At 63.5% G+C, this 21,372-nt stretch carries 19 protein-coding genes; 12 read left to right on the top strand and 7 right to left on the bottom strand.

The annotated features are described in order from the left end of the window. Positions 1-38 precede the first annotated feature (38 nt). From J5M73_RS17960 to J5M73_RS17950, 3 genes are all read left to right on the top strand, one after another. Positions 39-425, top strand: coding sequence for a cupin domain-containing protein (locus tag J5M73_RS17960; protein WP_102860221.1), 387 nt, complete (start codon positions 39-41; stop codon positions 423-425). A 257-nt stretch (positions 426-682) separates the two neighbouring features. Beyond that, a complete protein-coding gene (locus J5M73_RS17955; protein WP_207815939.1) occupies positions 683-1,297 on the top strand; it encodes a biliverdin-producing heme oxygenase in 615 nt (204 codons plus the stop codon). After that, positions 1,294-3,534 (top strand): ATP-binding protein, encoded by a 2,241-nt coding sequence (locus J5M73_RS17950; protein WP_102860219.1) that lies wholly within the window; start codon positions 1,294-1,296, stop codon positions 3,532-3,534. Before J5M73_RS17955 ends, J5M73_RS17950 begins: the two co-directional genes overlap by 4 nt. Before the next feature lie 35 nt (positions 3,535-3,569). On the opposite strand, the gene J5M73_RS17945 is transcribed toward J5M73_RS17950, so the two are convergent. After that, positions 3,570-4,469, bottom strand: coding sequence for a LysR substrate-binding domain-containing protein (locus J5M73_RS17945; protein WP_102860218.1), 900 nt, complete (start codon positions 4,467-4,469; stop codon positions 3,570-3,572). Positions 4,470-4,571: 102 nt separating this feature from the next. Here J5M73_RS17945 and J5M73_RS17940 point away from each other — a divergent pair, with 102 nt between their 5' ends. Continuing rightward, positions 4,572-5,501: a DMT family transporter gene (locus J5M73_RS17940; RefSeq protein ID WP_102860217.1), complete on the top strand. Its 930-nt coding sequence runs from the start codon at positions 4,572-4,574 to the stop codon at positions 5,499-5,501. 7 nt (positions 5,502-5,508) lie between these two features. Here J5M73_RS17940 and J5M73_RS17935 read toward each other — a convergent pair whose 3' ends face one another. Further along, entirely contained in the window at positions 5,509-6,915 is a 1,407-nt protein-coding gene (locus J5M73_RS17935; protein ID WP_102860216.1) for an MFS transporter, read from the bottom strand. Between the two features lie 96 nt (positions 6,916-7,011). Between J5M73_RS17935 and J5M73_RS17930 the strand changes: the two genes are divergently transcribed. Beyond that, positions 7,012-7,896 carry a LysR family transcriptional regulator gene (locus tag J5M73_RS17930; RefSeq protein WP_102860215.1) on the top strand — a complete coding sequence of 295 codons (885 nt, stop codon included), beginning with the start codon at positions 7,012-7,014 and terminating at the stop codon, positions 7,894-7,896. 66 nt (positions 7,897-7,962) lie between these two features. Here the strand turns inward: J5M73_RS17930 and J5M73_RS17925 are convergent, their stop codons facing one another. Next, on the bottom strand, positions 7,963-8,568 hold the full coding sequence (locus tag J5M73_RS17925; RefSeq protein ID WP_102860214.1) for a flavin reductase family protein: 606 nt from the start codon (positions 8,566-8,568) through the stop codon (positions 7,963-7,965). Positions 8,569-8,729: 161 nt separating this feature from the next. On the opposite strand from J5M73_RS17925, the gene J5M73_RS17920 reads away from it, so the two are divergent. The 3 genes from J5M73_RS17920 to J5M73_RS17910 all read left to right on the top strand — a co-directional run bounded on the left by J5M73_RS17920 (position 8,730) and on the right by J5M73_RS17910 (position 11,104). Then, positions 8,730-9,503 carry an SDR family oxidoreductase gene (locus J5M73_RS17920; protein WP_102860213.1) on the top strand — a complete coding sequence of 258 codons (774 nt, stop codon included), beginning with the start codon at positions 8,730-8,732 and terminating at the stop codon, positions 9,501-9,503. A 110-nt stretch (positions 9,504-9,613) separates the two neighbouring features. Beyond that, entirely contained in the window at positions 9,614-10,519 is a 906-nt protein-coding gene (locus tag J5M73_RS17915) for a LysR family transcriptional regulator (RefSeq protein WP_102860212.1), read from the top strand. A gap of 57 nt (positions 10,520-10,576) precedes the next feature. Then, positions 10,577-11,104 carry a GNAT family N-acetyltransferase gene (locus tag J5M73_RS17910; RefSeq protein WP_102860211.1) on the top strand — a complete coding sequence of 176 codons (528 nt, stop codon included), beginning with the start codon at positions 10,577-10,579 and terminating at the stop codon, positions 11,102-11,104. Positions 11,105-11,161: 57 nt separating this feature from the next. On the opposite strand, the gene J5M73_RS32090 is transcribed toward J5M73_RS17910, so the two are convergent. Next, complete coding sequence (locus tag J5M73_RS32090) at positions 11,162-12,478, bottom strand: PAS domain-containing methyl-accepting chemotaxis protein (protein WP_102860210.1); 1,317 nt, start codon at positions 12,476-12,478, stop codon at positions 11,162-11,164. Positions 12,479-12,668: 190 nt separating this feature from the next. Continuing rightward, positions 12,669-13,985, bottom strand: coding sequence for a PAS domain-containing methyl-accepting chemotaxis protein (locus J5M73_RS32085; RefSeq protein ID WP_102860209.1), 1,317 nt, complete (start codon positions 13,983-13,985; stop codon positions 12,669-12,671). Positions 13,986-14,205: 220 nt separating this feature from the next. Here J5M73_RS32085 and J5M73_RS17895 point away from each other — a divergent pair, with 220 nt between their 5' ends. Beyond that, positions 14,206-14,700 carry a RidA family protein gene (locus tag J5M73_RS17895; protein WP_102860208.1) on the top strand — a complete coding sequence of 165 codons (495 nt, stop codon included), beginning with the start codon at positions 14,206-14,208 and terminating at the stop codon, positions 14,698-14,700. 16 nt (positions 14,701-14,716) lie between these two features. On the opposite strand, the gene J5M73_RS17890 is transcribed toward J5M73_RS17895, so the two are convergent. Then, entirely contained in the window at positions 14,717-15,049 is a 333-nt protein-coding gene (locus J5M73_RS17890; RefSeq protein ID WP_102860207.1) for a DUF2790 domain-containing protein, read from the bottom strand. Positions 15,050-15,378: 329 nt separating this feature from the next. Here J5M73_RS17890 and J5M73_RS17885 point away from each other — a divergent pair, with 329 nt between their 5' ends. The 3 genes from J5M73_RS17885 to J5M73_RS17875 all read left to right on the top strand — a co-directional run bounded on the left by J5M73_RS17885 (position 15,379) and on the right by J5M73_RS17875 (position 17,902). Next, positions 15,379-16,707, top strand: coding sequence for an OprD family porin (locus J5M73_RS17885; RefSeq protein WP_102860206.1), 1,329 nt, complete (start codon positions 15,379-15,381; stop codon positions 16,705-16,707). A 176-nt stretch (positions 16,708-16,883) separates the two neighbouring features. Further along, positions 16,884-17,102 carry a hypothetical protein gene (locus tag J5M73_RS17880; protein WP_102880967.1) on the top strand — a complete coding sequence of 73 codons (219 nt, stop codon included), beginning with the start codon at positions 16,884-16,886 and terminating at the stop codon, positions 17,100-17,102. 341 nt (positions 17,103-17,443) lie between these two features. After that, entirely contained in the window at positions 17,444-17,902 is a 459-nt protein-coding gene (locus tag J5M73_RS17875) for a transposase (protein ID WP_102860204.1), read from the top strand. A gap of 324 nt (positions 17,903-18,226) precedes the next feature. Here the strand turns inward: J5M73_RS17875 and J5M73_RS17870 are convergent, their stop codons facing one another. Continuing rightward, positions 18,227-21,364, bottom strand: a complete 3,138-nt coding sequence (locus J5M73_RS17870; protein ID WP_102860203.1) for a CusA/CzcA family heavy metal efflux RND transporter — start codon at positions 21,362-21,364, stop codon at positions 18,227-18,229. Positions 21,365-21,372 lie beyond the last annotated feature (8 nt).

Below are 21,372 nucleotides of genomic sequence, written 5' to 3'. Positions count from 1 at the left end.
ACCCTCAGTGCTCATTCATCACTGAGGTGGACCGCAACATGCAAAACCCTGCCCCGCAAGACGCCTACCAAAGCATCAACTTCGCCAACAAACTCGGCCTGTTCAGCGAACACTGGACCCCCAAGGTGATCGCCGAGATGAATGACTACCAGTTCAAGATCTCCAAGCTGCAAGGGGAGTTCGTCTGGCACAGCCACGCCGACACCGACGAAACCTTCATCGTGCTCGACGGCCTGCTGCACATCGACTTTCGTGACGGCCAGGTGTCCATCGGCAGCGGCGAGATGTTCGTGGTGCCCAAGGGCGTCGAACACAAGCCCTGGGCCGAGCAGGAGGTCAAACTGCTGTTGATCGAGCCCAAGGGCGTGCTCAACACCGGCGATCAAGGCGGCGAACGTACGGCACAGAACGACGTCTGGATCTGACCCCGGCCCGAATCTGCAAGGTGGAAAAGGGAATTTCCACCGCACCGGCGAGGTCAGACGCTTTGACACGCCACTCAATCAACGCTGCTGACCGACCGACGGTGTGACAAAACCCCTACGTCGAGGGAAAAAGCACGGGTAAAGTGACGCTCCGATTTTTTCTGTGCGATGGCTCTATCGCGGGGATGCCAGCCTGGCCCCGGCTTTTGATGACGCCCATGGCGCGTCCACTACCTGTTGCGACCCCTGATCCCTGCATGCCGACACCGCACCAAGCCAGCACCACGCCCACCCTGCTTCAAGACCTGCGCACCGGCACCGCGACCTTGCACGTTGTCCTGGAGAAACGCCTGCCGTTCTTCTGTGAGCGGCTTGATGCGCCCTGGTATCGACGCCTGATCCAGGCCTATTACGGCTTCTATCACCCCTTGGAAGCGACCCTGCAGAACAGCGGCCTGATCCCTGCGGGCTATGACCTGAGCCAACGCCTGAAGACCCCGACCCTGTTCGGGGATCTGCGTGCCCTGGGCTTGGATGTCGCCAGCATCGAGGCCCTGCCCCGCTGTGAGCAACTGCCGCCTCTGGCCAGCGCCGGGGCCTGCCTGGGCGTGCTCTACGTACTGGAAGGCGCGACCCTGGGCGGACAGATTCTGCGCCGGGAAATGGCCCGGCGCCTGGATCTGGATGCCGACAACGGCGGCGCCTTTCTCGACGTCTATGGCACTGCCACCGGGCGGCGCTGGAAGGACTTTCTCGACTACCTGGGGCGCATGCCCGAAGACGCGAGCACACGCCGACACTTGGTCAGCGCCGCGCAATCCACATTTGCCTGTTTCGAACGCTGGCTCGACCGCCGCGAGGTGCTGCTATGACCCCCCAAGAATCCCAAACCTTCGAACAGTTGCTGGCCAATTGCGCCAACGAACCCATCCACTCTCCGGGAGCGATCCAGCCCCACGGTGTGTTGCTGACCCTGTGCGAACCGCAACTGCGCATCCAGCAGATCAGCGCCAACGTCGAGACCCTACTGGGCCAGCCCGCCGATTCGCTGCTGGGTCACCCCCTGGAGCAGTTGCTGGGAGAAACAGACGCTCAACGCATCCGTGAAGTGCTGCAACAGGATCAGCTGTTCGATGCTCCGCCGCTGCACCTGTCACTCAACGGAACACCTTTCGAAGCCCTGCTGCATCGCCATCAAGGGGTGCTGATGCTGGAGCTGGAAATCCAGCCCGATCACCCACAGCACCAGCACCTCAAGCAACAGACCGAGAATCTCGGGCGCCTGCTGCGGCGCCTGCAAGCGGCCAGGACCCTGCACGAGCTGTACGCCATCAGCGTCAGCGAGATCCAGGCCATGACCGGCTACGACCGGGTGCTGATCTACCGCTTCGAGGAGGAAGGCCACGGCCAAGTGATCGCCGAAGCCACCCGCCCCGACATGGAGGTGTTCAACGGCCTGTTCTTCCCCGCCTCGGACATTCCCCAACAGGCCCGCGAGCTGTACCGCAGCAACTGGCTGCGGATCATTCCCAATGCCGACTACCAGCCGGTGCCGCTGCTGCCGACCCTGCGCCCGGACACCCAGCAGCCCCTGGACCTGAGTTTCGCCACCCTGCGCAGCGTGTCGCCAATTCACTGCCAGTACATGAAGAACATGGGCGTGCTGTCGTCCATGAGCATTTCCCTGCTCAAGGACGATCAGCTCTGGGGCCTGATCAGCTGCGGCAACCGCCAGCCGCTGCTGGTGCCCCACGAACTGCGCATAGCCTGCCAGACCATTGGCCAGGTGCTGTCGTTGCAGATCAGCGCCATGCAAGCCCTGGACCTGAGCCGGCAGCGGGAAGAGAAAGTCGCCGCCCTGGCCAGCCTCGACCAGGCCATGCGCGACGCCAGCGGCAGCGTCTTCGACGGCTTGACCCAGGCGCCGCAGGTGCTGCTGGACCTGACGCAAGCCGGCGGTGTGGCGATCATCGAGGACAAACAGTTGCACTGCTTCGGCCAGTGCCCGCCACAGGACGAAATCCGCGCGCTGCATCGCTGGCTGCAAGGCACGGGGGAAGCGGTGTTTGCCAGCCATCACCTGGCCAGCGTGTACCCGCCGGCGGCGAGTTATCAACAGGTCGCCAGCGGTGTCCTGGCCATGAGTCTGCCCAAACCTGTGGATAACGGCGTGCTGTGGTTCCGCCCGGAGGTGAAGGAAAACATCCACTGGAGCGGCAACCCGCAAAAGCCCCTGGACCTGGAAAACTCCGACGCTGGCCTGCGCCTGCGACCGCGCACCTCGTTCGAGATCTGGAAGGTGGAAATGGCCGGGATCTCCAGCAAGTGGAGCCACGGCGACCGCTTCGCCGCCAACGATCTGCGGCGCTCGGCCCTGGAACACGACCTGGCGCGCCAGGTCCTGCGTGAACAACAGGCCGTGCGCGCCCGGGACGAGCTGGTGGCGGTGGTGTCCCACGACCTGCGCAACCCGATGACGGTGATTTCCATGCTCTGCGGCATGATGCAAAAGGCCTTCAGCTCTGACGGCCCGCATACGTCACGACGCATTTCCTCGGCCATCGACACCATGCAACAGGCCGCCAGCCGCATGAACAACCTGCTGGAGGACTTGCTGGACACCTCGAAGATCGAAGCCGGGCGCTACAGCATCGCGCCACAGCCGCTGGAGGTGAGCCAGATCTTTGAAGAGGCCTATTCGCTGCTGGCCCCCCTGGCCCTGGACAAGGCCATCGACATCAGCTTCCACGCCGAGCCCGAGCTGACCATCCATGCCGATCCCGAGCGGTTGTTCCAGGTGTTGTCGAACCTGGTGGGCAACGCCATCAAGTTCACCCCCAAGCAAGGCAAGGTCGGGGTGGTGGCGATGTCCGACGGCGAGCAGATCGTCTTCAGCGTCCGCGACACCGGGGAAGGCATTCCCGCCGACCAGTTGCCGTTCATCTTCGACCGCTACTGGACCCTGAAGGAAGGCAACCCCAACGGCACCGGCCTGGGGTTGTACATCACCCAGGGCATCATCCAGGCCCACGGCGGCAAGATCGAGGCCCACAGCGAACCGGGCAAGGGCAGCGAGTTCCGCTTCAGTGTGCCCCGCGCCAGCCTCTGATCAAGGCAGCGGGGCTGGCACACCGCCCCGGGCGCTCATTCACTCGCCTGCGCCACCAGCCAGTCGCGAAACAACTGGCCGCTGGCAGACAGGCGCTTGTGCCGCACATGCACCAGAAAATCTGCCTGCCCGGTGCGAAACGCCCACTGGCCGACGCGCTGCAACTCGCCTTGCGCCACCAACTCGCTGGCCATGAAATCCCAGCCCAGGCCCACCCCCATACCCTGCTGCACGGCGCTGAACATCAGCGTCAATTGATTGAAACCCATGGCCCCTGGCGGCGCGCTGTAGTCCAGGCCGAAATGCCGGAACCAGTCGCGCCAGTCGATGCAGTTCCAGGCCGAGGCATCCAGCTGGATCAAGGGCAGCTCGGCCAGTTGCGCCAGCGCGTCAATAGCCGGCAACTCCAGGCGCCGGCTGGCGATGGGATAGACCATCTCGGCGAACAACGGCGTAGCGGTCAGGGACGACCAATGCCCGGCGCCGTAGAGAATGGCGAAGTCGTGTTCGGCCACGCTGGACTCGTCCATGTCGTTGTTGGCGTGGATGCTCACGGTGATGTCCGGGTGCTGTTTGTTGAACGCCAGCAAGCGCGGAAACAGCCAGAACTGCGCCACTGCATGGGTGCATTGCACGGTGACGGTGTTGGCATCGCGCCCGGCCCGCAGGCGACTGACGCTGCGCAGTAACGCCTCCAACTGAGTGCTGACCTCGGCGAACAGCGAGGCACCGCTGGCGGTGAGTTTCACCCCCCGGGCCTGACGCTCGAACAGCTCAGTCTTGAGCGACAGCTCCAGGGCACGGATCTGCTTGCTCACTGCGCTCTGGGTCAGGCACAGCTCGGTGGCGGCGCGGGTGAAACTGGCGTTGCGCCCCACCGCCTCGAAGGTCACCAGGGTTTCCAATGGTGGCAAATGACGGGCAAAACGGCTCATCAGGCATTCCCCAGAAGAATAGGTAGGTGCCTATATATCCTTTGTCCACTCGGTCAGCAATGACTAGGCTGCGCGCTTTGCTGAATCGCTGCGAGTGTGTGCATGAAACGCGGAGTTGCTTACGCCGCCCTGGCCGGTGCGGTCTGGGGCCTGGCCATTGTGGTGCCCAGCCTGTTGCCGGAGTTCAGTCCGCTGATGCTCAGCTGTGCCCGCTTCACCCTGTATGGTGCATTCTCCCTGCTCCTGGCTGCGCCCCAGGCCCGGGAGCTGCTGCAACGCCTGACCTGGAGCGATGCCGGGTTGCTGGTGAAGCTGGCGCTGACCGGCAACCTGATCTATTTCATGCTCCTGGCCAGCGCCATCCAGTGGGCCGGGGTAGCCAGCACCGCGCTGATCGTCGGCCTGCTGCCACTGACCATTACCCTGGCCGGACGCGGCGACGCCGACGCCGTGCCCTTGCGCCGCCTGCGCTGGCCCCTGCTGCTGGTGTTCGCCGGCATCTGCTGCATCAACCTAGACACCCTGCTGACCGCGCCTGGCGATTCACCCGAGCTGGGCCAGCGCGCCCTGGGTCTGCTCTGCGCCTTTGGCGCCCTGCTGTGCTGGACCTGGTTCGCCACCGACAACGCCCGCTACCTCAAGGGCAGCCGTTTCAACAGCAGCCAGTGGTCGACCCTGTGGGGCATCACCACTGGGCTGATGAGCGCTCTGATCTGGCTGCTGGCGGAGGCTTTCTCCCTGCCGGGCACCCAGGTCGAGGCCAGCGAGCAACGCTGGATGCTGTTCTGGGGCCTGAGCCTGTCCAGTGCCGTGCTGGGTTCCTGGTTCGGCAATCGCATGTGGAACGCCTCGACCCGGCGCTTGCCGCTGACGCTCAGCGGCCAGTTGATCGTGTTCGAGACCCTGTTTGCCCTGCTGTACGGTTTTATCTGCCTGCAACACCTGCCGAGCCTGCTGCAAAGCTCGGCGGCCCTGCTGTTGCTGGCCGGGGTACTGTGGGCCGTGCGCCGCCACTTGCCCCAGCCCCACTGAACGCGCCTCAGCCCTGGGCCACGGAACAGGCCGGCAATGCCGGTGAGACCCGGGGCAAGCGCAGCGCCAGCAGGGCCCCGAGCAAGGCCAGCAGGGCGCTGGCCGCAGTGGCCATTTCAATGCCATGAGCCTGATTGCCCTCAGGGCTCAAGGTATTGGCCAGGGACACCAGCAGCGCCAGCCCCAGGGCCCCGCCGATTTGCTGACTGGTGGAGGCCACCCCCGCTGCCACCCCTTGCTCGGACGCTGCGATACCCTGCCCGGCCGAGACCCACATCGAGGTCCAGGTCATACCCTGGCCGATGCTCATGACCACGATTCCCGGCAACAGGCCGACAAAACCGCTGCTGCCGGGCAAGGCCAGGTACATCATGCCGATGCCCAGCGCCCCGAGCAGCAAGCCGCTGACCAGGGTCGCCCGCAAGCCGATGCGCAGCAGCGCCCGTTCCGCCACCCAGATCCCGGCTGTGCACAGCAGGGTCGAAGGCAGGAACGCCAAGCCGCTCTGCAACACGCTGAACTGGTAGACCTGTTGGAAATACAGGCTGAGAAAGTAGTACTGCACGCCGAAGCTGCTCATGAACAATGCAGTAATCACCATGGCCATGCGCAGTTGTGGATAACCCAGCAAACGCAACGGCATCAGCGGGTCCGGGCTGCGCTGTTCGAGTCGGACAAACAGCCAGAGCAACGCCAGGGACAGCATCAGGCAAGCCAGGGTCGCCGGCGCGGTCCAGCCCCACTCCGGCCCCTGAACAATGGAAAACACCAGCAAGGTGCCCCCCAGGGTCACGGTCAGGGCACCGCGCAGATCGAACTGACGGCCACGCGGGCGCGCCGGGTCGGCGGGAATCCAGCGTCGGGCCATCAGTGCGCAGGCACCGGCCAGGGGCACGTTGACCAGGAACACCGCTTCCCAGCCCCAGTACTGGGTCAACACCCCGCCCAGCAAGGCCCCCAGGGCCAGCCCCGCCGCCGAGGCCGCGCTCCACACCGCAAAGGCGCGGTTACGGGCCGGGCCTTCGGCGTACCAGGTGTTGATCAGGGCCAGGGTGGCCGGGAACAGCATCGCCCCGCCCACGCCCTGCACGGCCCGGGCCAGCACCAGCAACAGGGCGCTGCCGCCCAGGCCGCCGGCCAGGGACGCCAGGGCGTACAGGGACTGGCCAATGATGTAGAAACGCCGCTTGCCCAACAGGTCCGCCGCACGCCCGCCCAGCAGCAGGAAGCCGCCAAAGGCCACACTGTAGGCGCTGACCACCCACTGCAATTGCTGGGCGGAGAACCCCAGACGCTGGCCAATGTCCGGCAGGGCAACAAAGACGATGGTGGCGTCCAGGGCGATGATCAACTGCGCGGTGGCCAGCAGTAACAGCATCCAGCCCGACGGCTTGGCTAACGGGGTCGCGGACATTGCGAAAATCCTTGTCTGAAATAGGCGGCGCCCAGTGTCATCGATGCCGTTTAAATGATAAATACGCCACTTCCTCTTTCAGTAATGACTTTAATCATGGATCTGAACGCCCTTCGCCTGCTGGTCCGGGTGGCCGAGACCCGCAGTTTCACCCGGGCCGCCGGCGACCTGGGGCTGACCCAATCCGGCTTGTCCCGGGCCATTTCCCGCTTGGAACAGCAACTGGGCGTGCGCCTGCTGCAACGCAATACCCGCAGTGTCAGCCTGACCCCGGACGGCCAGGTTCTGGTGGACCGGGCAGGACCGCTGCTGGCAGAACTGGCCCATACCGAGCACTTGCTGCTGGACCGCCGGGACTCTCCCACCGGAGCGCTGAAGATCAGCACCCCTTCACTGTTCGGGCGCAAGGTGGTGATGCCGGTCATTGGCGAGCTGACCACCCGCTATCGCGAATTGAGCATCGAGGCGGTCATGACCGATCGGGTGGTGGACATCATCGACGAAGGCTTCGACGCGGTGCTGCGTACCGGGGTGATCAACGACCAGCGCCTGATCGCCCGCCCCCTGGCGCCCCTGCGCTGGGTAACGGTGGCGGCGCCGGCTTATCTGCAGCGCCATGGCACGCCCCGGCAACTGGCGGACTTGCAGCAGCACAACTGCCTCACCGTGCGCAACCTGCGCAGCGGCCGCCTGGTGGACTGGCAGTTCATGGACCAGGGCAAGCCTCTGGACCTGGCGGTGCAGGGGCGGCTGATCTTCGACATCGGCGATGCCCTGGTGGACGCGGTGCTGGGCGGCTTCGGCATCGCCCAGTTGATGGAGTTCGCCGTGCGCGATGCCATCGACGCAGGCCATCTGGTGCCGATTCTCCAGGCCCATGACGGGCGCTGCCGGGAACTGTCCCTGGTCTACCCGCCCTCACGCCAATGCTCGCCGAAACTCAACGCCTTCGCCGACGCCCTGGGCCAGGTGAGCTGGTAGCCAAGACCCGGTCGGCGGCAGAGCGCTGGACTTGCAGGTGCTGGATCACGCCCAGCAGACGTTGACTCAAACCCCACCGGCCTGGGGCAACTGACGACCATCAACGGCGTCGCCAATGGTCAGGAAATGCCCACCCGCTACATGGTGCAGGGTGCGCAGCGAGTCCTGACCCTCGAAGTGCCAACGCCCTTCGCTGAACACTCGGGCATCGGCCTGGGCCGCAATCACCTCACCGAGGAACAGGTCGTACTGCTGGTGATTGTGGGGCTCGGGCAACAGCCGGCATTCCAGCCAGGCCACGCAACCTTCCAGCAGCGGAGCCTCAAGGGCCTGGCCGGCAAAGGTCGACAAACCATAGGCGCAAAACTTGTCGCGCCCGGCGTGGTGCAGCTCCAGTCCGGAGCTGTTGCCCAGGCTCTGCACAATGTCCACTTGAGCGGCGCAGGGCACGTTGAGGACGAAGGTGCCCGAAGCCTCCAGCAGTTGCCGGGTCCAGGTGGACTTGTCGAGCACCACGGCAACTTTCGGCGGCTCGAAATCCAGGGGCATCGCCCAGGCCGCGGCCATGATATTGCGCTGGCCGCCATGGGCCGCGCTGACCAGCACCGTAGGACCGTGATTGAGCAGGCGGTAGGCCTTTTCCAGAGGGACCGAACGACGAAATGCAGGCATGGCAGGCTCCTGAAAAAAATCCGATTGTAGCCCTATCCAGCCCTCGGGCAGACCGCGGCATTGGATGGATTTTCTGGATAATCCGTCCAGCCGCCGACGGCTTATCCGCGCCCTTCCAAAGACTAGACTCAGCCTTCACCAATCGTCGAAGGAGCCGCACCATGGCCGATCATTCCCTGAACAACAAAGTCGTGCTGATTGCCGGAGGGGTGAAAAACCTCGGCGGCCTGATTGCCCGTGATCTTGCCAGTCACGGGGCCAAAGCCGTGGCCGTGCACTATAACAGCAGCGCCAGCCAGGCCGACGCCGAGCGTACCCTGGCGGCGCTCAAGGACCTGGGGGTCGAGGCCCACGCCTGGCAGGCCGACCTCACCAGCGCCAGTGCCGTGGAGCGTCTGTTCAGCGAGGTCAAGGCGCGTTTCGGCAAGATCGACATCGCCATCAACACCGTGGGCAAGGTGCTGAAAAAACCCATAGTCGACATCAGCGAAGACGAGTACGACCAGATGTTTGCGGTCAATGCCAAGAGCGCGTTCTTCTTTATCAAGGAAGCCGGCAAACACCTGGAGGACAACGGCAAGCTGGTGACCCTGGTGACGTCGCTGCTGGGAGCCTTCACCCCGTTCTATGCCGCCTATGGCGGTTCCAAGGCCCCGGTGGAACACTTCACCCGGGCCGCCGCCAAGGAGTTCGGCGCCCGCGGCATCTCGGTCACCGCTGTCGGGCCAGGCCCCATGGATACACCGTTCTTCTACCCTGCCGAAGGGGACGACGCGGTGGCCTACCACAAGAGCGCTGCGGCCCTGTCGCCTTCGAGCAAGACCGGACTCACTGATATCGAGGATGTGGTGCCCTTCATTCGTCACCTGGTGACCGAGGGTTGGTGGATCACCGGTCAGACCTTACTGATCAACGGCGGCTACACCACCAAGTAATCCTGGCGCCCAAGGGGTAAATTGGCCTGCCGAGCCGCTGCATCGATCGCCTCGGACGATGCCGCGATCCATTGCCGCTCGGCGTCCCCCGGACCAGGATCGTTCATACGATGGATAAGCTTGAACAATACCGCGTGTTCATCCAGGTGGCCGACATGGGCAGCTTCATCAAGGCCGCCCATGTCCTGGAACTGCCACGGGCCACCGTCTCCTCCGCCGTGCAGCAACTGGAAACCGGCCTCGGCACGCGACTGCTGCACCGCACGACCCGGCATGTGCAATTGACCGCCGACGGCGCCATCCTTCTGGAGCGAGCCCGGCGTCTGCTGGCGGATGCATCCGAACTCAGCCAACTGTTCCAGCATCGCCAGGTGGATGTCAGTGGACGTTTGAACATCGACGTACCCAGCCGCATCGCCCGGCGCCTGATCGTGCCCGCCCTGCCCCAATGGCTGGCGCAATACCCCGGCCTGCAACTGGCGCTGGGGGCCTGCGATCGCAGCATCGACCTGGTCCAGGAAGGCATCGACTGCGCGATCCGCGTCGGCAGCCTGGCGGACAGCAGCCTGATCGCCCGTCCCCTGGGACGCCTGGCGCTGATCAACTGCGCCAGCCCCGCCTACCTCGCCGAACATGGCGAGCCTCACAGCCATCAGGACCTGCAGAACGGCCAGTGGATGGTGGGCTACGCCTGCCCGGACACGGGTCGAGAGCTGCCCTGGGAATACCTGCAGGAAGGTCGCGAGCACCTGCTGGGCCTGCCCAGTCGGGTGATCGTCAACAACGTCGAGAACTACATTGCCTGCTGTCGCCAGGGCCTGGGGCTGATCCAGGTGCCGCGCTTCGATGTGCAGCATCTACTGGAGCGCGGCGAACTGGTGCAGGTGCTTCATGACCTGCCGGTGGCGCCCATGGAAATCAGCGCACTGTACCCCGACCGCCGCCATCGCTCGCGCCGTCTCAATGTGTTCATCGAATGGTTTGCCGAACTGATCAAACCGCACCTGGAGACTTGAAGCCGACCTGCAGAACGTGAGATGAAAGCGCCTTCAACGGATTGAGGCCACCGGACCATGACGCACCTGTACATCACCGCCCCGCAGCCTGACGACGTGCATGAACTGCTAGCTTTTGAACAAGAGAACCGCGCTTTTTTCGAGACCTCGATCAACGCCCGACCCGCCGCGTACTACTGTGTCGAAGGCGTCGCCGAAGCCATCGCCCAGGCTCGACAGGACGCCGAAGCGGATCGCGGCTATCAATTCCTGATCCGTGAAAACTCACAGCTGGTGGGACGCATCAACCTGCACCGGGTGCAGCGCGCCTACTTCAATTGCGCCGAACTGGGCTATCGAGTGGGCGCCCGCTTCAACGGCCGCGGCATCGCCAAGGCGGCGGTGGAGCAAGTCCGGCAACGGGCCTTCGGGGAATTGCAACTGAGCCGCATCGAAGCCAACGCCCGCCCGGAGAACCTCGGCTCGGTGCGGGTACTGGAGGCATCAGGGTTCTCCTGCTACGGCCATTCACGCCGCAGCTTCCTGCTGCACGGGCAGTGGTTCGACCGTTTGCATTACGAATGCCATGGGCCGTTGCAACACTGAAACCCTCCGCGTCCGCTGGGCCAGGCGGACGCGAAACTTGAACCCTCAGCGTGACACTCAGCTGGACAGCTGACTGGCGAACTGCCCCACCGCGCCCACCACTTTCTGCGCACCGTCCTGGATCTCGACAATCACCGCGCCGGCCTCCGCCGCTAGGGTCAGGCCCTGCTCGGCTTGCTGGCGACCTTCGGCCATCAGTTCCACCGCCGAGCGGGCCATGTCCTGGTTGTGCCGGACCACACCGACGATTTCGTCGGTGGCGTTGCTGGTACGCGAGGCCAGTTGTCGGACCTCGTCGGCGACCACGGCGAAACCGCGCCCCTGTTCACCGGCCCGAGCGGCCTCGATCGCCGCATTGAGGGCCAGCAGGTTGGTCTGCTCGGCAATCCCGCTGATGGTCTTGACGATGCTGCCAATCACCAGGGACTGCTCGTTCAGGGCTTCAATACCGTCACCGGCGTCTTGCATGCACTTGGCCAGGTCACGCATCACGTCCAGGGTTTGAGTGACCACCGCCGAGCCGCGCTGGGCGCTGGTATCGGTTTGGCGGGAGATGCTGTAGGCGATGTCGGCAGCCTCGGCCACCGAGCGTTCCTGGTTCACCTGCTCGGTGATCACGGTGGCGAACTTCACCACTTTGTACAGCTGGCCATTGGCATCCAGCACCGGGTTGTAAGAGGCGTCGAGCCACACGACACGCCCCTGGCTGTCGATACGCTTGAAGCGGTCGGCGACATACTCGCCAGCGTTCAGGCGCGCCCAGAACTCCTGGTACGACGGCCCCTCATATTCCTGGGGTTCGCAAAACAGACGGTGGTTCTGGCCCTGGACTTCATCGAGGCGGTAACCCATGCAGGCCAGAAAACGCGGGTTGGCGGTCAGCACCCGGCCTTGCAGATCGAACTCGATCACCGCAGTGGAACGCAGCAACGCCGCCATCAGGTTTTCATGCTCGCAGGCGCTTTCCACCGACGCCGTCTGGTCGCTGCAGATCAGCGAGTAGTGGTCCAGGCGTCCGGCGCTGTCATGGATCAGCTGCACGCAGGTATGCAACCAGGCGTCGCGGCCGTCGCCCCGCTGCAGGCGCAACTGGCCGATGTAGCCTTCGTTGCGCCCCAGGGCCGCCTGGAAAGTGCGATACAACTGCGTCGCCTGGGTGTGGCGCGACACAATCTGCTCCAGGGGCTGCCCACAGAGCTGTTGGCCATCAAGGCCCAGGGTGCGTGTGAAGTTCTGGTTGACCCGACGGATCACCCCCTCGCCGTCCAGTTCGATGCTGAGCACCTGGGTTTCCAGACAGGCCTTGAATTGCTGCAGAGCATTCAGCTCGTCGCTCAAGGTGGCAAGCTGTTGCTTCAAACGTTTGTTGAACATGGATACACCGACAGACTAAGAGTGGATACAGCGACCCTCTTGCCATCGGCGCTGCGTGACCTTTCTCCAAGCCATGCGCAGCGTTTCAGAATATTCTTAAGACCTCTTCGGAAATTTCCTCAAGGCCACCGGAGCCGGCGAACGCCGTGCCCAGAGGATGAGCGGTGCCCCGTCACCGGGGCCCCATGACTCAGGTCGACAGTTGATTGGCGAACTGACCCACCGCGCTCACCACTTTCTGTGCGCCGTCCTGGATCTCGACGATCACCGTGCCGGCTTCTGCGGCCAGGGCCAGGCCCTGCTCGGCCTGAAGCTTGCCTTCGGCCATCAACTCCACGGCTTCACGGGCCATGTCCTGGTTCTGCCGGACCACGCCGACGATTTCTTCGGTGGCCTTGCTGGTACGCGAGGCCAGTTGCCGGACCTCATCGGCGACCACGGCAAAACCCCGTCCCTGCTCACCGGCACGGGCTGCCTCGATCGCCGCATTGAGCGCCAGCAGGTTGGTCTGCTCGGCAATTCCGCTGATGGTCTTGACGATGCTGCCAATCACCAGGGATTGCTCGTTCAGAGCGCCGATACCCTCGCCGGCCTCCTGCATGTGTTTGGCCAGATCACGCATGACGTTCACCGCCTCGGTGACCACCGTGGTGCCGCGCTGGGCGCTGTTGTCGGTCTGCAACGAGGTGCTGTAGGCAATGTTGGCCGCTTCGGCCACGGCCATTTCCTGATTCACCTGATCGGTGATCACCGTGGCGAACTTCACCACCTTGTAGAGCTTGTTGTTGGCGTCCAGCACCGGGTTGTAGGAGGCCTCCAGCCAGACCACCCGGCCATGGGCATCGATCCGCTTGAAGCGTTCAGCGATGAATTCCCCGGCATTCAGCCGTCTCCAGAACGCCTGGTAGGCCGCGCTGTTGTACTCCTCCGGCTCACAGAACATGCGGTGATGCTTGCCCTTGATCTGCGCCAGGCTGTAACCCATCCCGGCCAGGAAACGGTCATTGGCGGTCAGCACATGGCCATTGAGATCGAACTCGATCAGCGCAGTGGAACGCATCAGCGCGCCGATCAGGTTCTCGTGCTCGCGGGAGGCCTCGATGGTGCGGGTCAGGTCGCTGGAAAAGATCGCGAAGTACTTGATCCGGCCCTCTGAGTCGCGAATCGGCTGGGAAATGGCGCGCAGCCAGGCCTCCTCACCGTTGCCCCGCAGCAAGCGCACCGCCCCGGCAAAATGCTCGCCCCGGGCCAGGGTCGCCTTGAAGCGCTGATGGAACTCGTCGTGCTTGACGTGTTCTGGGACGATGTCCTCCAGGGCACGGCCCACCAGATCGCCTCCCTTGTAGAGCATTTCCTGGGCGAAGTTGTGGTTGACCGATTGAATCCGTCCATCGGCGCTCAAATTGATCACGAGCATCTCGCTTTCAAGACTTTCCTTCACTTGCTGAAGGCTCGAGAGTTCTTCACGAAGCGCCGACAACTCTTGCTTCAAGCGTTTATTGAACATGAGGATGCACCGGGGACGGGGGACTGAAAAAATGGGCTGCTTTGGGCCTAACATCGGCCCTGAAAGAATTTTCTTAATAGCAACTGCGACTTGTCCGGCCAAAAAATTTCAACGGCAGGCAAAGCCCGTCGATACGGGGCTTTCGCCGAAGATTCATCGCCGCGCTGGAGCGCGTATAGTCGGCTTCTGGAAATTCCACGGCGATCGACGGAGTTGGACTATGGACGCAACACGCAAGGCACTTTTCCAGCAGGCGGCAGCCCGGATCGGCCACAGTTTCGAAGGCGAAATGCGCATTGGCGGCAACTATGTGCCGGCGGTGCGTAACGGTGATGAGGTCTATGTCAGCGGGCAGATCCCGCGCATCGACAACACGGTGATGGTGGTCGGCCGGGTGGGCGCCGAGACGTCCCTGGAGCAGGCCCGGCACGGGGCACAGATTTGTACCCTGCGAGCCCTGGCGATCCTGGAACAGATGCTCGGCGACCTGCAGCGGATCAAGCGCATTCTGCGAATCAACGTCTATGTGCAGAGCGCGGCGGACTTCACCCAGCAGAGCGAAGTGGCGGATGGCGCCTCAGAGATCCTGTATTCGGTGTTTGCCGAGGCCGGCGTGCACACACGCACTTCGCTGGGGGTCTATCAGCTGCCGAAAAACGCCTCGGTGGAAGTCGACATGATCGTTGCCCTGCACCCCGAACCAGGCGACGCCTGAGGGCACGACACCAGAGTCAGCTGCCGTTGTTGCGGCACTGACCCACCACCTGATATTCGATGGTCTTGAGCTGACCGGCGGAGTCTTCATACGTCATGCGCGAGGGCACCACCTCGCAGGACTTGGCCGCAGGCGTCACATTGACCACCCTGGCGATATCCAGCGCCATGCCATAGCGGTAGCTCTGCACCACCGGTGCCGGTTTGCCCTGGCTCGCGGCATAGCGCTCCATGGCCTTCTGGTTCTCCAGCATGGCGCGGGTAAAGGTGCGATCACCACCGCCCTCGGCCAGGGCCAGGGCAGAAATGGACAGCAGCAACGCGGCGATACTCAAGTTGAAAAGCTTCATGACAGTTTCCTCGTCCAGTTGACTCCAGCGAGGATAAGGAACCGACCCTGTCAGAATGATCGCGGGCACATTACTTATCTGTAATGCCCCTTCAGGCAACTTCCCCCCCATTGCCATCGCCCCTGTTCATGGGGGTTTCAGAGGCTTTGGCCGAGCGTTACCAGCGTCCTTTCTTGCACAATTGTAATCACCGGGTCACCTCGCCGTTATCGACTGTTTGCAACTATCGACAGCGACTTTCAGGGCGCTTCTGCGCCGGTCAGTCCGCCCAATAAGAACGCCTCTGGCGATATAAAAGTTGATAGCTGCCAACACTCAGGAGCGACCCCATGCGAATCAATCCCCCTCTGTCCCTGTCCGTGCTTGCCGCGGTACTGGGGCTGTGTCCCGTGGCGGCGGTAACCGCCGAGGAACGACCCGAAGGCTTTGTCGAAGGCAGCCGCCTCGACCTGTTGCTGCGCAACTACTACTTCAACCGCGATGATCGCAAGGGCCAGTCCAGCCCCACCGGCAACGGTTACTCCGAAGCCTGGGCCCAGGGCCTGATCGGCAAGTTCGAGTCCGGCTTCACCCAGGGCACGGTCGGATTCGGCATCGACGCCTTTGCCATGTACGGCCTCAAGCTCGACTCCGGCAGCGGGCGCAGCGGCGGCCGTGGCTCCTTCGGCATGCTGCCGGTGAACCACGACAACGAGCCCGCCGACGGCTATGGCAAGGCCGGCGGCGCAGTGAAACTGCGGGCCCTGGACACCGTGCTGAAAGTCGGCGACGTGTTCCCCAAGACCCCGGTGGTGCACTACGGCGACTCGCGCCTGCTGCCGGAAAGCTTTCGCGGGGTGACCCTGGAAAACACCAGCCTCGACGGTCTCAACCTGCAGGGCGGGCGCCTGCACGCCATGAGCCAGCCCGACAGCAGCGGCATGCGCGACGGCTTCGCCACCTTCTACGCCGGCAAGGTCGACTCGCCCTGGGTCGGCTACTTCGGTGGCGACTACAAGTTCAACCCCAACCTGAGTTTCAGCCTCTACAGCAGCCGCCTGAAAGACGCCTGGGATCAGTACTACTTCGGCACGGCGATGAACTACCCGGTGTCCGACGACCTGACCCTGTTCAGCGGCTTCAACTATTACAAGGCTGTGGACGAGGGCAAGAAACTGCTGGGCGAGTTCGACAACAACATCTGGAGCGCCAAGGTCGGCGCCACCTACGGCGCCCACACACTGGCCCTGTCGCACCAGCGCAACAACGGTAACGACGACTTCGACTACCTGCGCCAGTCGGACTCGATCTTTCTCGACAACTCGATCCAGTACAGCGACTTCAACTCGCCCAAGGAGCGTTCGTGGATGGTCCGCTACGACCTCGACATGCAGACCTTCGGCATTCCCGGTCTGTCGTTCATGACCCGCTACGCGCGCGGCAGCGACGCCGACTACAGCCACGCCAACTCGGTGTACATGCGCCGCGACGCGGCGGGTGATCCGCTGACCGATCAGCGTCGCTGGGAGCGGGACATCGAAGCCAAGTACGTGTTCCAGGGCGGCACGCTCAAGGACCTGTCCCTGCGCATCCGCCAGGCGACCATCCGCTCCAGTCAGTTCGAGTCCGACCTGGAAGAATTCCGACTGATCGTCGAGTACCCGCTGGCCCTGCTCTAAAGCGTCTGGCCGGGCAGGTTGCGGCCTGCCCGGTGTTAAAACTTCTTCACAGACGCATGGCTTTCAGAACTGTAATATCGGCCTCACCTTCTCGTTAGGTTGGCCTCCATATACTCCTGAACACACTCGAATCCGCCGTGATTCCCCCGGCCGGCGAGCTTGTCAGGAGAAACACCATGGGTCCCACCCGACTATTGTTGATCGGCCTTCTGGCCACTACCGGCTCCGCCGTCTGGGCATCTGATGGCAGCGAACGCCCACAGCAGGTCCGCGACACCTTCCTCGCCAGCCAGGAACAGATTCACGGCAACGCCAGTCAGCAAACAGCCGCGGCTGGCACCGGCACTTCCCCTCGCGACGCTGGCGCATCCGCTACGGCCGAGGAAGATATTTAACGGCGATGGCCTACCGAGCACATTCATCTCTTGAAGCGTTTTTTTGATGCTCCTTTGGAAAGAGATGAATTTTTAGCGTCCCGCATGGGGCGCTTTTTTTTGCCCGAAAACTGCCGCAGGACTGGCACCTGTAGCCGCTGCCGCAGGCTGCGAACGACCGCGAAGCAGGTGCTGCATCTGAGGATCGCTGAAGGTCCTGCGGACCTTTGCGCAGCTTCGCCTTGGCTCAGCAGCGGCTACAGGGATGCAAGAGAGACATAGGTGTTAACGAGATACATCTGTTAACAGGCCGAGCCAGGACTAGCGTGAAGGGATCATTCCAGCACAGGGAGAGCCGGGTAATGCAATTCCGATCCAATGGTTTTCGCCTGCTCAAAGGACGACACACACAGATCGGTAGAATCTACGCGATAACCGCCGTGACCGAACAGCGGCGCCCGATGTTCAGCGACTTCTACCTGGGGCGGCTGGTGGTCGAACAAATCAGGGCACAACACGAAGCGGGACTCATCCACTCCCTGGCCTGGGTGGTCATGCCTGATCACATTCACTGGTTGTTCCAACTGCAGAAATGCTCGCTGGAAGAATCCTTGTGCCGGCTCAAGTCACGAAGCGGGCGCAACATCAACCAGCGCCTGAACCAGCGTGGTCGACTGTGGCAAAAAGGGTATTACGAACGGGCCATCCGTCGCGAAGCAGACCTCAAGGCGCTTGCCCGCTACATCATCTACAACCCGGTTCGAGCGGGACTGGTCCAGCGCGTGGGCGACTATCCCCTCTGGGATGCCGCCTGGCTCTAACCCACCCGCCCTGTAGCCGCTGCTGAGCCCGCGAAGCTGCGCAAAGGTCCGCAGGAACTTGCCTGACGATCCCCCGCCGAACTCGCAGCGGCCTCAAGAACGCCGCGTCCCTTCGGGCCGTTCGCAGCCTGCGGCAGCGGCTACACAAATCCCCGATCGGCACTGGCCCTGTAGCCGCTGCTGAGCCACGGCGAAGCTGCGCAAAGGTCCGCAGGACCTTGCCTGACGATCTCCCGCAAACCCCGCAGCGGCCTGAAGACCGCCGCATCCCTTCGACGGAATGCCGCCCAGTCCGCTCACAGCCTGCGGCAGCGGCGACAGGCGCTAGTCCTCTTCCTTGCGGTGCGCCCATTGGTACAGCGCCGGCAGAACCAGCAAGGTGAGGATGGTGGACGACAGGATGCCGCCAATCACTACCGTCGCCAGGGGCCGTTGCACTTCGGCGCCGGTGCCGGTGGCCAGGGCCATAGGAACAAACCCCAGGGACGCCACCAGGGCGGTCATCAGCACCGGACGCAAACGGGTCAGGGCGCCTTCATGAATCGCCACGGACAGCGAACGCCCTTCCTCTCGCAGGTTGCGGATAAAGGCGATCATCACCAGCCCATTGAGCACCGCCACCCCCGACAAGGCGATAAAACCCACCCCCGCCGAGATCGACAGCGGAATACCCCGCAACCACAGGGCCATGATCCCGCCGGTCAGGGCAAAGGGAATGCCGGTGAACACCAGCAGGCCGTCCTTGAGGTTGTTGAACATCATGAACAACAACCCGAACACCAGCAGCAGTGCCACCGGCACCACCACTTGCAGGCGCTGGGATGCTTCCTGCAATTGCTCGAACTGCCCGCCCCAGGTGGTCCAGTACCCCGCGGGCACCTTGACCTTGCTGGCAATCAACGCCGTGGCTTCCTCGACAAAGGAGCCGATATCCCGCCCGCGAACGTTGGCGCTGACGATCACCAGGCGCTTGCCATTCTCACGGCTGACCTGATTGGGGCCCAACACCAGATCGAGGCTGGCCACTTCCGACAGGGCGATAAAGCCGATCTGCCCGTTGGCCGTGCCCGCGGTCGCCGGGATCGGGATCAGCAGCCGCGAAAGGCCGTCAATGTCGGTACGCAGTTGGTCCGAGAGACGCACCACCATGTCGAAGCGCCGGTCGCCTTCATACAGGGTGCCGGCCTGGCGCCCGCCCACCGCCACCGCAATGGTGTCTTGCACATCGCCCACATTCAGGCCGAATCGCGCCGCCTTGTCGCGGTCGATATTGATGGTCAGCACTGGCAGGCCGGAGGTCTGCTCGACCTTGACTTCCGAGGCACCGGACAAGCCCTGCAGGGCCGTGGCGATTTCATTGGCGGTCTTGTTCAGCACGGTCATGTCGTCACCGAACACCTTGACTGCCACATCGCTGCGCACCCCGGAAATCAGCTCGTTGAAACGCAGTTGGATCGGCTGCGACAGTTCATAGGCGCTGCCCGGGACCAGGGCGCTGGCGCGCTGGATATCGGCAATCAACGCCTCCCGGGACTTGCCCGGGTCCGGCCATTGCGCCTTGGGCTTGAGCATCAGGTAACTGTCGGAAATATTCGGCGGCATCGGGTCCGAGGCGATCTCCGCGGTGCCGGTGCGGGCAAACACCCGCTCGATCTCCGGCACTTGCGCCAGCAGGGTCTTCTCCAGGCGCTGCTGCATGTCCACCGATTGCGTGAGGCTGGTGCCGGGCACCCGCAGGGCCTGTTGGGCGAAGTCGCCTTCGCTGAGGCTGGGAATGAATTCACTGCCCATGCGGCTGGCCAGCACACCGCTGCCCAGCAGGATCGCCGCGGCCGCCGCGAAGGTCGCCGCACGATGGCCCATGACCCAGTCCAGCACCGGGGCGTAGCCACGCTTGGCGCTACGCACCAGCAGGTTTTCCTCTTCCTTGACCTTGCCGGTGACGAACAGCGCAATGGCCGCCGGGACGAAGGTCACCGAGAGGATCATCGCCCCCAGCAGGGCCATGACCACGGTGAAGGCCATGGGGTGGAACATCTTCCCGGCCACCCCGGTGAGGGCAAAGATCGGCAGGTACACCACCATGATGATCAACTGGCCGAAGATCAGCGCCCGCCGGGCCTCCTTGGCCGCGGCAAAGACTTCGTGCAGGCGTTCGGAGCGAGTCAGCATGCGCCCATGGTGCTGCTGGGCATGGGCCAGGCGGCGGATGGCGTTCTCCACAATCACCACCGCGCCGTCGACGATGATGCCGAAGTCCAGGGCGCCGAGGCTCATCAGGTTGGCGCTGACCTTGTTGCTGAACATGCCGGTGAAGGTGAACAGCATCGACAGCGGAATCACCAGGGCGGTGATCAGCGCGGCGCGAATATTGCCCAGGAACAGGAACAGAATCACGATCACCAGCAACGCGCCTTCGAAGAGGTTCTTCTTCACCGTGGCGATGGCTTTTTCCACCAGGTTGGTGCGGTCGTACACCGTGACCGCCACCACCCCTGCGGGCAGCGAGCGGTTGATCTCTTCGAGCTTTTTCGCCACGGCCTGGGACACACTGCGGCTGTTCTCGCCGATCAGCATGAACACCGTCCCCAGCACCACTTCCCGGCCGTTCTCGGTGGCCGCGCCCGTACGCAGTTCGCGACCGATCTGCACCTGGGCGACATTGCGCACGCGGATCGGCGTGCCGTCGCTGCTGCTGATGACGATGTTGGCGATGTCCTCGATGGACGCCAGTTGCCCCGGCGCGCGAATCAGCAACTGCTCGCCGCTGCGTTCGATGTAGCCGGCGCCGACGTTGGCGTTGTTGCGCTCCAGGGCCGTCACCAGATCATTGAGGGTCAGCTGGTAGGCCGCCAGGCGCTTGGGGTCCGGAGCGATCTGGTACTCCTTGGCGAAGCCGCCGATGGTGTTGATCTCCGCCACGCCCTGCACGTTGCGCAGCTGCGGCTTGATGATCCAGTCCTGGATCACCCGCAAGTCGGTGGGGGTGTAGGGCGTGCCATCTTCCTTGCGCGCACCGTCCTCGGCCTCCACGGTCCAGAGGAAGATTTCCCCCAGCCCGGTGGAGATCGGCCCCATCACCGCCTCCACGCCTTCAGGCAATTGCTCACGAGCCACTTGCAGGCGCTCGTTGACCAGTTGCCGGGCGAAGAACAGGTCGGTGCCGTCCTTGAAGATCACCGTCACCTGGGACAGGCCCGAGCGCGACAGCGAGCGGGTCTGTTGCAAGCCCGGCAAGCCGGCCATGGCGGTCTCGATGGGAAAGGTGATGCGCTGCTCGGTTTCCAGGGGCGAAAACCCTGGCGCTGCGGAGTTGATCTGCACCTGGACGTTGGTGATGTCGGGGACCGCGTCGATCGGCAGCTTCTGGTAGCTGGCGATGCCGACCCCGGCCATCAGCAGCACCGCCAACAGGACGATGATGCGCTGCTCGATGGCGAATTGAATGAGGCGCTCAAACATGGGAAATC

Origin of the sequence: Pseudomonas sp. 50_B, from assembly GCF_017491625.1 — a bacterium.
Classification (GTDB): Bacteria; Pseudomonadota; Gammaproteobacteria; order Pseudomonadales; family Pseudomonadaceae; genus Aquipseudomonas; species Aquipseudomonas danubii.
The sequence above is the reverse complement of the archived record's forward strand: the minus strand, read 5'-3'. Positions and strand labels throughout refer to the sequence as shown.

Coding starts and splice junctions, on each gene's coding strand:
- J5M73_RS17955 (WP_207815939.1), top strand. CDS start 683: ATGCCGACACCGCACCAAGCCAGCACCACGCCCACCCTGCTTCAAGAC.
- J5M73_RS17875 (WP_102860204.1), top strand. CDS start 17,444: ATGCAATTCCGATCCAATGGTTTTCGCCTGCTCAAAGGACGACACACA.
- J5M73_RS17935 (WP_102860216.1), bottom strand. CDS start 6,915: ATGTCCGCGACCCCGTTAGCCAAGCCGTCGGGCTGGATGCTGTTACTG.
- J5M73_RS17870 (WP_102860203.1), bottom strand. CDS start 21,364: ATGTTTGAGCGCCTCATTCAATTCGCCATCGAGCAGCGCATCATCGTC.
- J5M73_RS17880 (WP_102880967.1), top strand. CDS start 16,884: ATGGGTCCCACCCGACTATTGTTGATCGGCCTTCTGGCCACTACCGGC.
- J5M73_RS17925 (WP_102860214.1), bottom strand. CDS start 8,568: ATGCCTGCATTTCGTCGTTCGGTCCCTCTGGAAAAGGCCTACCGCCTG.
- J5M73_RS17915 (WP_102860212.1), top strand. CDS start 9,614: ATGGATAAGCTTGAACAATACCGCGTGTTCATCCAGGTGGCCGACATG.
- J5M73_RS17950 (WP_102860219.1), top strand. CDS start 1,294: ATGACCCCCCAAGAATCCCAAACCTTCGAACAGTTGCTGGCCAATTGC.
- J5M73_RS17920 (WP_102860213.1), top strand. CDS start 8,730: ATGGCCGATCATTCCCTGAACAACAAAGTCGTGCTGATTGCCGGAGGG.
- J5M73_RS17945 (WP_102860218.1), bottom strand. CDS start 4,469: ATGAGCCGTTTTGCCCGTCATTTGCCACCATTGGAAACCCTGGTGACC.
- J5M73_RS17910 (WP_102860211.1), top strand. CDS start 10,577: ATGACGCACCTGTACATCACCGCCCCGCAGCCTGACGACGTGCATGAA.
- J5M73_RS17890 (WP_102860207.1), bottom strand. CDS start 15,049: ATGAAGCTTTTCAACTTGAGTATCGCCGCGTTGCTGCTGTCCATTTCT.
- J5M73_RS32090 (WP_102860210.1), bottom strand. CDS start 12,478: ATGTTCAACAAACGTTTGAAGCAACAGCTTGCCACCTTGAGCGACGAG.
- J5M73_RS17885 (WP_102860206.1), top strand. CDS start 15,379: ATGCGAATCAATCCCCCTCTGTCCCTGTCCGTGCTTGCCGCGGTACTG.
- J5M73_RS17930 (WP_102860215.1), top strand. CDS start 7,012: ATGGATCTGAACGCCCTTCGCCTGCTGGTCCGGGTGGCCGAGACCCGC.
- J5M73_RS32085 (WP_102860209.1), bottom strand. CDS start 13,985: ATGTTCAATAAACGCTTGAAGCAAGAGTTGTCGGCGCTTCGTGAAGAA.
- J5M73_RS17895 (WP_102860208.1), top strand. CDS start 14,206: ATGGACGCAACACGCAAGGCACTTTTCCAGCAGGCGGCAGCCCGGATC.
- J5M73_RS17940 (WP_102860217.1), top strand. CDS start 4,572: ATGAAACGCGGAGTTGCTTACGCCGCCCTGGCCGGTGCGGTCTGGGGC.
- J5M73_RS17960 (WP_102860221.1), top strand. CDS start 39: ATGCAAAACCCTGCCCCGCAAGACGCCTACCAAAGCATCAACTTCGCC.